Consider the following 13112-nt stretch of genomic DNA (forward strand, 5'->3'; position numbering starts at 1 on the left):
ATGGAGAAAATTTAATCCCGGCACGGCTTGCGCGACCATCAGCGCGCCGCGATCGCGGCAGATTCTGGCAATGGCTTCAATGACGAGCCTACCACGAAAGGAATTCGACATGTCCGTTCTTCATAAGACAATGGCGGCGGGCCTGGTTGCACTGACATTTGCAGGCACCTCGCTGGCAACGGCCGATACTGCAAGCGCTCACTCCGGCAATGCCTTCTGGGGCGGTGTCGCGGGTGGTGTCGTCGGCGGCCTCGTGGGTGGAGCGATCGCCTCGCGTCCCGCTTATCCGGCGCCTTATGCCTATTATCCCCGCCCCTACGCTTATTATCCCGCCTACCCCGCCTATTACGGCCCGCGCTACTGCCATCCGGAATGGCGCTATGACCGCTGGGGCCAGCCCTATCGCATCGAAGTCTGCAGGCGCTGAGGGCTTTCCCGGCGCTTGACCTCCCGGCGGCGCCGGGCCACGCATTGGCGAGTTTCGGCATCAGTGCCGATAGCGCCATGGCCACGGCATCACTCGATCCGATGAAACGCCTTTGGTACACAACGCCGGTCCAACAATTCCGCGCTAAGCAATCCGTTCGTCGCTCTGTCAAATATCATGGAAGGCAGCTAGTAATCTGCCCGTAGCGTTCATGCATCTTGCTTTCGCTATCGATCGCATTTCAAGCATTCAGCCAGACATTGAGCATGCAGATGGGCAGAGACGGAATGGCCACGAACACCCCCGCTGCCGGTTGGGCGGCTGACGTAATCGATTTCCTATCCCGGAACCTCCCCGGCGACGATGAGGAAGGGGGTTGGAATGATATGGCCCTAACGGCCTATCAGATCGGCTGCGAAGCGCTGGTGGCACTTGGTCAGGCCGATGAAACCAGCAGAGGCGCAATCCCGCGCAAGGACGCCAGACTACCTGAAGAGCTACCGCGTTGGGACGACCTGTGCGTCTCAGTGCTTCGACTGGCGGCACAACAGAGGTTGCTATCTTATCGCCTGCCAGACGGCAGCAAGCCCCTACCGACGAGCGGCTGGCGCATTTACCGGATAGGCGCACCACCTCCGCCTCCGCCGAATATCGGGGCTGCAAACGGTCTTGGTCCCGCCTTCGCAGCACCCGAGGTCTTGTCTCTCCTTCGGGCATTGGGGCTGCTGGCCGAAGGCCGTTGGACGGAGATTGCTGAAACCGTGTTCTGGCGAGATTGGCCAGAGGAATGGAAAATGGATTTCGCCTCCGATCCCCGTTTCTCTGCTGCCGTTGAGCAAGCTCTCGCTACGATCCCGGCCGATATCCGCACCGAAATGAACAAACTTGTCACCATCACCGACGCGGATGTCACGGCAGCAGTGAAGCGCAGTGCGGCAGCTGTAGAGGAGTCGCGCGCTAAATTTGGGCCGAACGCGTGGATAGGCCCACCCGACACTCCCGAACAAGCAAGAAGAGGTTTGGAGTTCCTATGCCAGATCGAACTGGACTGGCTGTTCTTCCGCCACTGGCGTCTTGCTGGTGGTTGGCTCGTACCAAACGAAGCGACCAAAGCGCTGGAAATCTTTCACGACGATCTCGCTATCGCCATGCGGTGCGCCGTTATTAAACGGCTCTATCCGAACTTGCCGTTTGCGGCCGCCAGTTAGGTAGGAGGACCACCATGCCGGAACCGCTCAAGAACCTGCTGCATGAAGGGCTGGTCGGCAATATGGCCGATCGCATTGCCGGCAATGCACCGTCCTTCGATAAGGAGCGCTTCGTAAGGCTCGCGACCGACGGCCTCGCAGGTCTGGAGATGATGGAGCGCTCGGCCCTGATCCGCGACGCGTTGTTTACAACCCTTCCCGAGGATTTTCCTGAGGCCGCCGCCATCCTGAAGGCGAGCCTTCCGACATCAGGCAGGGCGGGACTCTCAGGTTGGATGCTCCTGCCGGTCAATCAGTTCATCGCCGCCCGCGGCCCCGATCATTTCGACCTCGGTATCGATCTCCTGAAGGGGTTGACGCCGCATTTCACCGCCGAATTCGGCATCCGCCCCTTCATCCATCGCGATCAGCAGCGCGCGCTCGCCATCATCTCCGGCTGGATCGATGACGCCAACCATCATGTCCGCCGGCTGGCGAGCGAGGGCACCCGCCCGCGCCTGCCCTGGGCGATGCGCCTGCCGCAACTCGTCCGCGATCCCTCTCCCATCCTGCCGATCCTGACAGCGCTGATGGACGATCCCGAAGACTATGTCCGCCGTTCAGTGGCAAACAGCCTGAACGATATTGCCAAGGATCATCCGGATCTCGTCGCGGCCTTTATCGCCGGGCATATCGAGGGCGCCACGGCCGAGCGCCGCTGGTTGCTGAAACACGCTTCCCGCACCCTTCTGAAAAAGGGTCATGCCCGGGCGCTCGCCAATTTCGGCTTCGGTGCGGCCGCATCACTGGAGTGCAACTTGCTGCTCGCGAACCCGGCAGTGCTTTTCGGCGAAGGGCTGGATTTCGAAATCCGCCTGCGCAATGCCGGCGATATCGCGCAATCCCTGATGATCGACTACGCGATCCACCATGTGAAGGCCGACGGCTCGCTCTCTCCCAAGGTTTTCAAATGGAAGACCGTCACGCTGGAAGCGGGTGAAGACCATATCGTGCAGCGCCGCCACGCCATGCGGCCGATCACGACGCGGCGCTACTATCCCGGCGAACATCGCATCGTCATTCTCATCAACGGCACCGAGACGGCCTCGGGAAATTTCGTCCTTTCAATGCCCTCGGAGGTCATTGTCGGCCGATCCCCTTGACTTTCAGTGGGAAATAGACCACATGGCGGTCAGCTTTCACCTTCCGGCCGCCGCGTGAGCGTGCCACTGCGATAGACGCTGAAGAAGGATAGAGCGCATTCTGATGATGCCGCACCCAAGAGCGGCAAGACGCGCTGGAAGCTTTTTCCAACTTACAAGTTCCCATTTCACGCGGGGTTCTTGACGCCAGATTAACACCGGACCGCATTCGGCGATCCGGCGTTTTCGTTTGGCGCGCCCTAAAAGGTTATGACTTGACCAATTTTGAATCGCTCGGTGTCTCCAAGCCGATCGTCGCCACTCTGTTCCAGCTCGGCATCGAAACGCCGACGCCCATCCAGGAACAGGCTATCCCCCTTCTCATCCAGGGCCGTGACCTGATCGGCCTTGCCCAGACCGGCACCGGCAAGACCGCTGCCTTCGGCCTGCCGCTCATCGAGCGCCTGCTCAAGGAAGAAAAGCGTCCCGACAACCGCTCCGTCCGCACGCTGATCCTGGCGCCGACCCGCGAACTGGTAAACCAGATCGCCGACAGTCTCAGAAAATTCATCCGCAAGTCGCCGCTGCGCATCAACGTCGTCGTCGGTGGCGTTTCCATCAACAAGCAGCAGCTTCAGCTCGAGCGCGGCTCCGATATCCTCGTCGCCACTCCCGGCCGCCTGCTCGATCTCTGCAACCGCAATGCCATTACACTGACGGCCGTGCGCTACCTCGTGCTCGATGAAGCCGACCAGATGCTCGACCTCGGCTTCGTGCATGACCTGCGCAAGATCGCCAAGATGGCGCCGAAGCGCCGCCAGACCATGCTCTTCTCGGCAACCATGCCGAAGGCGATTGCCGATCTCGCCGGCGACTACCTGACCGATCCGGTCACGGTCCAAGTGACGCCTCCGGGCAAGGCTGCCGACAAGGTCGAGCAGTATGTGCACTTCGTTCCCGGCAAGAACGACAAGACGGTTCTCTTGAAGAAGTCGCTGACCGAAAACCCTGATGGCCGCGCCATCGTCTTCCTGCGCACCAAGCACGGCGCTGAAAAACTCGCCAAGCATCTGGAGCAGGTCGGCTATTCCGTCGCCTCAATCCATGGCAACAAGAGCCAGGGCCAGCGCGAACGCGCGCTGAAGGGCTTCCGTGACGGCGCCATCAAGACGCTGATCGCGACCGATGTCGCCGCTCGCGGCATCGATATCCCGGCCGTCAGCCACGTCTTCAACTACGATCTGCCGGAAGTGGCGGAAGCCTACGTCCACCGCATCGGCCGCACGGCTCGCGCCGGCCGCGACGGTATCGCGATTGCCTTCTGCGCCCCGGATGAAGCCCGCCTGCTGCGCGACATCGAAAAGCTGATGGGTATCGACATTGCCGTTGCCAGCGGCGAACCGCCGGCTGACATGCGTGCCGCTCCCCGCAGCAACAATCGCGGCCGCGGCCAGAACCAGCAGCGCGGCCCAGGTGGTCGTGGTGAAGGTGGCGAGCGTCGCGAAGGTGGCCGTCGTGACGGCGGACGCAGCGAAACCCGCAATGGCGGCGGCCGTCCCGCCGGCCATGGTGACCGCCGTCCGCGTAACGATGGCGACGTCACCGAAGTGCGTGGCGGTGAAGAGCGTCGTGCTCGCCCCCAGCACAACAACCGCAATCAGGATTTCCGTGGCCAGCGCCGCAATGAGCAGGCGCCGGATCACGGCCCGGACAATGATCTGGTGTCGACCTCGGATTTCCGCCCAGCCCGCAATCAACAGCAGCGCCCGGCTCAGCCGGCTGATGCGTCAGGCCATCATCGCGGTAACAAGCAGCACGTCCATGGTCGCCCGCCGCGCAATCACGGCGACCAGCAGCCGCAGGGCGAACAGCGCCGCGAGGGCAATGGCGGCCTGCGCCGCAAGGGCCGCAATGGCGGCGGCCCGCGTCGCGAACGCGCTTAAGCTAACGATATCAGTGAGGGCTGGAGCGATCCGGCCCTTTTCTTTTGGCCGTCCTTCGGTCACCGGCACGGGCAGAGTTTGATCCGTCACCCGGGCAGGAAATAATCACCTGCTCATCTTTTGGGCGCGACGTCAGGATTGACAGGAATCCGCCTCGCGCCAGATCTCGATAAATGCCCAGTTTTTCACCGGATTTTCGCACTGCAGAAGATTTTATGAATCTTCCATGCGAACTGTGCATGGTTCTTGCATTGCCTTTTGCGTTGTATTCAAATGAAGAAAAAAGGGGAGCCACACCTTTGGCATTTGATGAAATGATCACCGGAGACGAAAGTCCCCGTGCGCCATATGAAAAATACTTTGAGTGGTACAACAGCCAAGACCGGGCACATCTGATTTCAAAGTCCCGTGACGCTGAAAACATCTTCCGCAAAACCGGCATCACCTTCGCGGTTTACGGCCACGCCGATAGTTCCGAAAAGCTCATCCCCTTCGACATCATCCCGCGCATCATCTCTGCCCGCGAATGGCGCAAGCTCGCTCAGGGTATCGAGCAGCGGGTGATCGCGCTCAACGCTTTCCTCGATGATATCTACCACAAGCAGGAAATCATCCGCGCCGGTCGCATCCCGCGCGAGCTGATCGAAAAGAACGTAGCATTCCTGCCCGAGATGATCGGCTTCCGGCCGCCCGGCGGCGTCTATACGCACATCGTCGGCACCGATATCGTACGAACAGGCGAAGACCAGTTCTATGTCCTCGAGGATAATGCCCGCACGCCCTCAGGCGTCAGCTACATGCTGGAAAACCGGGAAACCATGATGCAGATGTTCCCGGAGCTCTTCCATGAGAACAAGGTGCAGCGCGTCGAGGACTATCCCTATCTCCTGCGCCAGAGCCTCGCTTCACTGGCGCCACCCGGCTGCAAGGGCAAGCCGCGCGTCGCCGTTCTGACGCCAGGTATCTATAATTCCGCCTATTACGAACATTCCTTCCTTGCCGACACGATGGGCGTCGAGCTGGTCGAAGGCTCGGATCTGCGCGTCATCGACGGCAAGGTGAAGATGCGCACCACGCGCGGCTACGAGGCGATCGACGTTCTTTATCGCCGCGTCGACGACGACTTCCTCGATCCCCTCACCTTCCGCCCGGAATCGGCCCTCGGCATTCCCGGCATCATGGATGTCTACCGCTCCGGCAATATCACCATCGCCAATGCGCCTGGCACCGGTATCTCCGACGACAAGGCGATCTATTCCTACATGCCCGAGATCGTCGAGTTCTATACGGGCCGCAAGCCGATCCTCGAGAACGTGCCGACCTGGCGCTGTTCGGAAGCCGGCAGCCTGAAATATGTGCTGGAGCACTTGGAAGAACTCGTCGTCAAGGAAGTGCATGGCTCCGGCGGTTACGGCATGCTCGTCGGCCCGACCGCTTCCAAGAAGGAACGCGCCGATTTCGCCGAGAAGCTGAAGGCAAAGCCCAGCAACTACATTGCCCAGCCCACACTTTCGCTCTCCACCGTTCCGATCCTCGTCAACAAGGGTATCGCACCCCGCCATGTCGACCTGCGCCCCTACGTGCTGGTCTCCGACAAGGTGCAGATCATTCCGGGCGGGCTCACCCGCGTGGCGCTGAAGCAAGGCTCGCTGGTCGTCAATTCCAGCCAGGGCGGCGGCACCAAAGACACCTGGGTATTGGAGGACTGATGCTCGGAAGAACTGCAAACGGGCTCTACTGGATGTTCCGGTATATCGAGCGCGCCGAGAATATTGCACGTCTCGTGGATGCCGGCCTGCGCATGTCGCTGACGCGCAGCGACGCCGGTGATGACAATTGGGACGGCGTGCTGCAAAGCGCCGGCGTGCGCGAACTCTACGATGAGACCCATTCGAAGCTGACCGGTCCTGATGTCATCGACTACATGTTGCGCGACCGCCAGAACGCGTCGAGCGTCATGTCCTGCATCGATTTCGGCCGCAACAACGCCCGCATGGTGCGCACCGCGCTGACGCGGGAGACCTGGGAAGCGACCAACGAATGCTGGATCGATCTCAAGGAACTGCTGTCGAAAAAACTGAAGGCAGCAGAACTGCCCGAGGTCATCGATGTCATCAAGCATCGCGCCGGCCTCATCCGCGGCGCCTTCCATGGTTCGATGCTGCGCAACGAGCTCTATAATTTCGCCCGCATCGGCACCTTCATCGAACGTGCGGACAATACGAGCCGCATCCTCGACGTGAAATATTACGTGCTGCTGCCCTCGATCTCGCAGGTGGGCTCTTCGGTCGACAACGTCCAGTGGGAGTCGATCCTGCGTTCGGTCTCCGCCCACCGCTCCTATAGCTGGGCCTATGATGGCGAATACCGTGCCATGAACATTGCCGACTTCCTGATCCTGAACGGTCAGATGCCGCGTTCGCTCGCCTATTGCTACGAGAAGATCGTCAGCAACCTTGGCTATATTGCCAAGGACTATGGCGAGCGGCTTGCGGCACACGATACGGCGGATGCCATTCGCGCCACGCTGCAGACCCTGAAGATCAAGGATGTCATGGATCAGGGCCTGCATGAGTTCCTCGAAGATTTCGTCGCGCATAACAACAAGCTCGGCAACGAAATCTCCGATGGCTACCGGTTCTATGTTTAAGCGGGTCAGATCATGAGACTGAAGATCAGCCACCTCACCGAATACCGCTACGACGAACCGGCGCAGTTTTCCCTGCAGCGGCTGCGCCTGACGCCGCCGACGACGGTCGGCCAGACCGTGCTCAACTGGTCGCTGCATGTCGAAGGCGCGAAGCCCGAAGTCGAATATGACGACCAGTTCGGCAACCATGTGAACCTCGTCTCGCTGGAAGGCGAGCAGCAGGTGACGCGCATCGTTGCCGAGGGCGAAGTCGAAACAGAGGATCGCAACGGCGTGACCGGTCCCCATACCGGCTTCTGCCCGCTCTGGCTCTTCCTGCGCGAGACGCCGCTCACCAAGGCCGGCAAGCTGGTAAAGGAGCTGATCAAGGGCGTGAGCGGCGAGAACGATCTTGCCCGCATGCATGCGCTGATGGCGGCGATCCACGAGGCGGTGGAATACAAGCCCGGCACCAGCGGCACCGAAACGACTGCCGAACAAGCGCTCGAGAGGAAGACCGGCGTCTGCCAGGACCATGCCCATATCTTCGTCGCCGCCGCCCGCACGCTGGATATCCCGGCGCGCTACGTCTCCGGTTACCTGATGATGGAAGAAAAGGTCGATCAGGCCGCCACCCATGCCTGGGGCGAGGCGCATATTCCAGGCCTCGGCTGGGTCGGCTTCGACCCTGCCAACGAGATCTGCCCTGATGAACGCTATGTCCGCATGGCCTCCGGCCTCTGCTACCGCGATGCCGCGCCCGTATCAGGCATGCGCATCGGCACGCCGGGCGAGAAACTGTCGGTGATTGTAAAGGTCGAAGATGGCGGCCAGATGCAGAGCCAAAGCCAGAACTGACAAGGACAGGCCGATTTGCCGCAGCATCATGCGCGTTGAAACACGCAATAATTGCTGTTGCAACCAATTCTCTACTTCAAACTAACCCGATCTTAAATCGGCAGGCGGAAGCTGTGCGCTTATAAGGCCCGCATTTGTGGGCACCGGCGCACAGCGCGCCGGCCTATTTTGTTTTGAGATTTCAGTAGGTCGTTTTATGTCTCTTCTTATTATCGATGACAGCAAATCCAGCCTGCTTGCCCTTGAAACCGCCGTCCGTCGCTTCGCCAGCTGCGAGATCGAAAACTTCACCAATCCGCTGGAAGCCCTCGAGCGCACGAGAACGGTTGAATTCGATCTCGTGCTGGTCGATTACATGATGCCCGAGCTCAACGGTATCGCCGTGATCCACCGCCTGCGCGGCCAGCGCGGCTATGAAACCGTACCCATCGTGATGGTGACCTCCCAGACGGACCGCTCCGTGCGCCTGGAAGCGCTGGAGGCAGGCGCCACGGACTTCCTGGCAAAACCCTTCGATCCGCTGGAGCTCGAGGCTCGCATCCTCAATCTTCTCGCTTTGCGCAGCGCCCAGCTTGCCCTCGTCGACCGTGCCCGCTCGCTCGATCAGGCTTTCCGCCGCGCCACCGAACGAGCCGATATCCGCGAACAAGAGATCGTCTGGTGTCTGGCGCAGGCCATGGCCTCGCGCGACGGCAATACCGGCGATCACATCGAACGCGTCGCCAACATTGCCGAGCTAATCGCCGAAGGCCTCGGCATGGACCGTATCCAGCGCCGCAACATCTATCTCGCCGCACCGCTGCACGATATCGGCAAGATCGGCATTCCCGACGCCATCCTGCAGAAACCCGGCAAACTGGAGCCGCACGAGATCGAGAAGATGCGCGAGCATGTGCCGATCGGCGTTTCGATCCTGCGCAACAGCTCAGCCGAGCTTTCGCGCGTCGCCACCGCCATTATCGGCGGGCATCACGAGAAATGGGACGGCACCGGCTATCCGCAGGGCCTTGCCGGCGAACAGATACCGATCGAGGCGCGCATCGTTGCCGTTGCCGATGTTTTCGATGCGCTCTGCTCCGAGCGCCCCTACAAGCAGGCATGGCCGCTCGACAAGGCCTACCGGGAAATCATCGCCTGCAGCGGCACGCATTTCGATCCGGCTTGCGTTGCCGCCTTCCACCGTAAATGGCCGGAGATCCGTCTGCTCTTCGACCAGTTTGAGATGGAAGAAGACCGCCTGCGCTCCAGCGGTTGACATCCGACCGGGTTCAGCAACGCTTTCCCCACAGATCGGCGATCCGGTAACGGCGGCCATTTGCCGAAATCCTCCGTATGAGCCTATGGTGCAGTCATGTCTCGCATGAACCTTCATTTTCTCGATGCACGCGGCGTGCTCTCGGACCTGCGTGATTGGCTGGATGACCGGCTGTCCGATGCATTCGATAAGGGGAGCGCTTTACTGCGCATGGAGCCCGTCGATGTCGTGGTGAAAGCCGGAGCCCGCGTACTACCCGAGAAAGGTCATGTCGGGTATGCGCCGGAGCCCGGCTTGATCTATGTCACGGTCGACCCCGCCAACCCGGTTCTTGCTGCAAACGCCAACGCATCCCTGGAGCGGATGTTTGTGCATGAACTGCATCACGCTGCCCGATGGGATGGACCCGGATACGGAAATTCATTGGGGGAAGCATTGGTCTCTGAAGGCCTGGCGGGGCATTTTGCGCAGGAAATCTATGGTGGCCCGCTTGAGCCCTGGGAAAGACTGCCGAGGGATCAAATCCGCAAATATGTGATGCATGCGGCTGGGGAGTGGGACAGCCGCAGCTATGACCATGAGGCCTGGTTCTTCGGCACGGCCGATTTCCCCGGCCAGCTGGGATATTCGATGGGCTTCCAGCTCGTCGCTGATCATATGATGCGAACGGGCCAAAGATCATCTGCTCTGGTTCACGAAGCAGCATCGGCATTCAGATCTTCTCTGGATCAAATCTAGAATTCGCTCCGCCCGGCGTTCAGCCAACACAGGTGGCATTTTCGGGATAATTGGTTTGGCGAAACTATAGACGAGGGAGAGGCTATGTCGCTTAGCGAGCAGCAATTCATGGAGTCTGTCCGCCGCAACCCGATAAACGCCGAATTGTTGAGCCGGTTGCGCACCCTGGAGGTTCCCGAGGCCATTCTGACCGCCGGCTGCCTGGTGCAGACGGTCTGGAACCTGAAGTCGGGTTATGATCCCCAGTACGGGATAAAGGATTACGACGTCTTCTACTTCGATGACGCCGACCTGTCATGGGAGGCCGAAGACCTCGTTATTCGCAACGTGCAGCAGGCGGTCGCCGATCTGCCCGCCAAGGTGGAAGTCAGGAACCAGGCCCGGGTCCATCTCTGGTACAAGGACAAGTTTGGAGCCGAATACCCCAAGTTACAAAAGGCCGAGGATGGCATCGACCGTTATCTCACCCTTTGCACAAGGGTCGGCATCCGCCTTCATGACGGCAGCCTTTATGCGCCTGACGGCCTGGAAGACATGTGGAACGGCATCCTGCGCCTGAACCCTGCCAATCCTCAGCGTGGCCTATTTCTGGATAAATGCGCACAGTACGTGCAGCGATGGCCGTGGCTGACGATTGTCGATGATCAGATCGGGGATTGCGATCCGCAGCCACAATGACGCCTCGCATTTTCCGCGTTCCGTCTTCTTTGCAGAGCTCGGAGCCCTCAAAACCGTCAGTCCTGAACTCCGGCAAATTTCTGTCGCGCGCCACCGACGAAGGGCAGAGCCAGATCAATGGCCTCCTGCCCTAGAATATCTTGCCAGCCATGCCTGATAGTGACCAGCGTCGACCAAGGCAGTCTTTGTCCTCCGCACAAAAAAGGCCCGCCAGTGGCGGGCCATTTCGCTCGGGGAGTAACCGAGCGGGGGATATCGAGGTAAGCGGTGCTCGGAACTGCTAAGAGCTTGCGCGCTTTCCGGCCGCGGCCAGACCCAGCCCGGCAAGAACAAATCCCACCCCTGCTGCGAACATCAGCCCCAATTGGTCACCGAAGAGAAACGCACTGGCGCTGATGCCGAACACAGGCTGAAGGTACTGGACGCTCGCAGCAACGCGGGCCGGGACGACCCTCAGAAGATAGAGCCATAATATCAGGCCAACCACTGTGACCACTATTCCAAGATAGGCGATCACGGCTAGAGCCTCGACAGTGATGTGGACCGGTTGCCGGGCCATTTCCCAGCCGGCGAGCGGCAAAACGGTGATAAGTCCGACAAGCATGTTCCATGCCGCTACCGGCATCAGGCCGTACTTCTCAGTCAGTTCCGCGCTCCAGATATAATAGATTGCGATGCCGACGGCGGAGAGCAGCATCAACATGACTCCGGCGGCTGTGGTCCTCGACATGTCGTCAACACCTGGCCCACTCCCGACTGCCACCAGGGCAATACCGAAGAACGCAACCAAAAGGCCACTCCATTGCAGCCGTGTCACGGATTGCTTGAAACGGATTGCCGCCAGAATGACCATGAACACCGGGATGGTCGCCGAGAGGATCGTTGCTACCGAAGCCGATGTGCCTTGCACGCCGAATGACTGAGCGAGGTTGCCGAGTGTAATACCCATGACGCCCAGACCGGCAATTCCACGAATTGCTTTCCTCGGAACCCGCAGTTCGCGCCTTGCCAGGAACATCATGAGCGGCACGGCGACCATGAAGCGCAGCGCCGTGAATGTCGTCGGTGGAATGCTGCCAAGGCCGAGCTTGGTGATCGGGATCGACAGCCCCCACATCAGCGCCAGAAGCAACATGGCCCCCAAGCTCTTCATCGAGAGCGACCTTGCAGGACCGAGCGGAGCAGGCATGACGGCTGTATCAGCGGTGTTCTGAGACATCTTAGGCAGCTTTTACATTGGCGTGTGCGTGAGAATGTGCCATCCATACGCTGCGTGATACCCGCGCGACAAACCATTTGTTCTCACAGGATGTGTGATGTGGCATCACGCATGGGCGCATGACCGACCATCTTCCTCCGCTTCAGACACTGCGGGCCTTTGAGGCAACCGGTCGACGCTTGAGCATGACGCTCGCGGCACAGGAGCTTCATCTCACCCACGGAGCGGTGAGCCGACAGATTAAGGCACTCGAAGACCATCTGGGCGTGCCGCTATTTCGCCGCCTGACGCGACGGATAGAACTGACCGACGCGGGTCATTCCTATTTCAGCACGGTCACCCGTCTCCTGTCGGAACTGCAGCGAGAATCCGAGGGGTTGCGCCGCAAGAGCGACGCATCCCGCCTCGTTGTCAACTGTAGCGTCTCCATTGCGAGCAAATGGCTGACGCCCCGACTGCATCGCCTGATGGCCGATACGCCTGATCTCGACGTCCATCTGGTGGTCACGGATTCAGCCGTCGACTTCGCTACCGATCATGTCGACGTCGCGTTGCGTTATGGTGACGGTCACTACCCCCACGCGGCGGCAGAGCGCATCATGAACGAAACGGTCTCGCCAGTATGCTCATTGGAGTACCGCGAGAAGATGGGCGGCATCGATGCGCCGAGCGACCTGGTCAAGTGCCAACTCATTCATGAGATCGGGATGAACGCGACCTGGGAACGATGGTTCGCGATGAGGGACCTGCCTTATCCAGGCATGCGCGGGCCGGGATACAGCCATGGGAGCATGTCCATTGAAGCCGCCATTCGAGGGCTGGGCGTAGCTCTTGGACGTAGCGTCCTTCTTGTGGAAGACTTGGCCGCTGGCAGGCTGGTATCACTATTTCCCGAGGCAGCCCTTGAGGTCGAGTGGGGCTACGATCTGCTCTACCGTGTCGGCAATCAGGATCACCCAAAGGTCCACGCGTTTCGGAACTGGATGCTGGAGGAGGTGCGGGAATTCACGCGCACCATGCAGACCTGAAGCGTCCG

The 13112-nt window shown here is 60.2% G+C and carries 12 protein-coding genes; 11 read left to right on the forward strand and 1 reads right to left on the reverse strand.

The window, feature by feature from the left end:
* The first annotated feature begins 109 nt into the window (after window positions 1–109).
* The 10 genes from PMI11_RS29425 to PMI11_RS29470 all read left to right on the forward strand — a co-directional run bounded on the left by PMI11_RS29425 (window position 110) and on the right by PMI11_RS29470 (window position 10857).
* Window positions 110–427, forward strand: coding sequence for a hypothetical protein (locus tag PMI11_RS29425; protein ID WP_007824647.1), 318 nt, complete (start codon window positions 110–112; stop codon window positions 425–427).
* A 287-nt stretch (window positions 428–714) separates the two neighbouring features.
* The gene (locus tag PMI11_RS29430; protein ID WP_007824649.1) at window positions 715–1635 is read left to right on the forward strand and encodes a hypothetical protein; all 921 of its coding nucleotides are present in this window, start codon (window positions 715–717) and stop codon (window positions 1633–1635) included.
* A gap of 14 nt (window positions 1636–1649) precedes the next feature.
* Complete coding sequence (locus tag PMI11_RS29435; protein ID WP_007824651.1) at window positions 1650–2777, forward strand: DNA alkylation repair protein; 1128 nt, start codon at window positions 1650–1652, stop codon at window positions 2775–2777.
* 206 nt (window positions 2778–2983) lie between these two features.
* Window positions 2984–4699 (forward strand): DEAD/DEAH box helicase, encoded by a 1716-nt coding sequence (locus PMI11_RS29440; protein ID WP_037072412.1) that lies wholly within the window; start codon window positions 2984–2986, stop codon window positions 4697–4699.
* Between the two features lie 299 nt (window positions 4700–4998).
* Window positions 4999–6408: a circularly permuted type 2 ATP-grasp protein gene (locus PMI11_RS29445; protein ID WP_007824659.1), complete on the forward strand. Its 1410-nt coding sequence runs from the start codon at window positions 4999–5001 to the stop codon at window positions 6406–6408.
* Window positions 6408–7349 (forward strand): alpha-E domain-containing protein, encoded by a 942-nt coding sequence (locus PMI11_RS29450; RefSeq protein WP_007824660.1) that lies wholly within the window; start codon window positions 6408–6410, stop codon window positions 7347–7349. Before PMI11_RS29445 ends, PMI11_RS29450 begins: the two co-directional genes overlap by 1 nt.
* A 12-nt stretch (window positions 7350–7361) precedes the next feature.
* The gene (locus PMI11_RS29455) at window positions 7362–8186 is read left to right on the forward strand and encodes a transglutaminase family protein (protein WP_007824662.1); all 825 of its coding nucleotides are present in this window, start codon (window positions 7362–7364) and stop codon (window positions 8184–8186) included.
* A 196-nt stretch (window positions 8187–8382) separates the two neighbouring features.
* On the forward strand, window positions 8383–9441 hold the full coding sequence (locus PMI11_RS29460; protein WP_007824669.1) for an HD domain-containing phosphohydrolase: 1059 nt from the start codon (window positions 8383–8385) through the stop codon (window positions 9439–9441).
* Between the two features lie 96 nt (window positions 9442–9537).
* Window positions 9538–10179, forward strand: a complete 642-nt coding sequence (locus PMI11_RS29465; RefSeq protein ID WP_007824671.1) for a DUF2268 domain-containing putative Zn-dependent protease — start codon at window positions 9538–9540, stop codon at window positions 10177–10179.
* Between the two features lie 84 nt (window positions 10180–10263).
* Window positions 10264–10857, forward strand: a complete 594-nt coding sequence (locus PMI11_RS29470; protein WP_007824687.1) for a nucleotidyltransferase family protein — start codon at window positions 10264–10266, stop codon at window positions 10855–10857.
* A 280-nt stretch (window positions 10858–11137) separates the two neighbouring features.
* On the opposite strand, the gene PMI11_RS29475 is transcribed toward PMI11_RS29470, so the two are convergent.
* Entirely contained in the window at window positions 11138–11992 is an 855-nt protein-coding gene (locus tag PMI11_RS29475; RefSeq protein WP_037072448.1) for a DMT family transporter, read from the reverse strand.
* A 203-nt stretch (window positions 11993–12195) separates the two neighbouring features.
* On the opposite strand from PMI11_RS29475, the gene gcvA reads away from it, so the two are divergent.
* Window positions 12196–13104: a transcriptional regulator GcvA gene (gene gcvA, locus PMI11_RS29480; protein ID WP_037072413.1), complete on the forward strand. Its 909-nt coding sequence runs from the start codon at window positions 12196–12198 to the stop codon at window positions 13102–13104.
* Window positions 13105–13112: the final 8 nt, after the last annotated feature.

It is taken from the genome of Rhizobium sp. CF142, from assembly GCF_000281145.1.
Lineage (GTDB): Bacteria > Pseudomonadota > Alphaproteobacteria > Rhizobiales > Rhizobiaceae > Rhizobium.

What these genes read in the sequence shown, in the direction of transcription:
- PMI11_RS29425 (WP_007824647.1), top strand. Translation starts at nt 110, where the DNA reads ATGTCCGTTCTTCATAAGACAATGGCGGCGGGCCTGGTTGCACTGACA.
- PMI11_RS29430 (WP_007824649.1), top strand. Translation starts at nt 715, where the DNA reads ATGGCCACGAACACCCCCGCTGCCGGTTGGGCGGCTGACGTAATCGAT.
- PMI11_RS29435 (WP_007824651.1), top strand. Translation starts at nt 1,650, where the DNA reads ATGCCGGAACCGCTCAAGAACCTGCTGCATGAAGGGCTGGTCGGCAAT.
- PMI11_RS29450 (WP_007824660.1), top strand. Translation starts at nt 6,408, where the DNA reads ATGCTCGGAAGAACTGCAAACGGGCTCTACTGGATGTTCCGGTATATC.
- PMI11_RS29455 (WP_007824662.1), top strand. Translation starts at nt 7,362, where the DNA reads ATGAGACTGAAGATCAGCCACCTCACCGAATACCGCTACGACGAACCG.
- PMI11_RS29460 (WP_007824669.1), top strand. Translation starts at nt 8,383, where the DNA reads ATGTCTCTTCTTATTATCGATGACAGCAAATCCAGCCTGCTTGCCCTT.
- PMI11_RS29465 (WP_007824671.1), top strand. Translation starts at nt 9,538, where the DNA reads ATGTCTCGCATGAACCTTCATTTTCTCGATGCACGCGGCGTGCTCTCG.
- PMI11_RS29470 (WP_007824687.1), top strand. Translation starts at nt 10,264, where the DNA reads ATGTCGCTTAGCGAGCAGCAATTCATGGAGTCTGTCCGCCGCAACCCG.
- PMI11_RS29475 (WP_037072448.1), bottom strand. Translation starts at nt 11,992, where the DNA reads ATGTTGCTTCTGGCGCTGATGTGGGGGCTGTCGATCCCGATCACCAAG.
- gcvA (WP_037072413.1), top strand. Translation starts at nt 12,196, where the DNA reads ATGACCGACCATCTTCCTCCGCTTCAGACACTGCGGGCCTTTGAGGCA.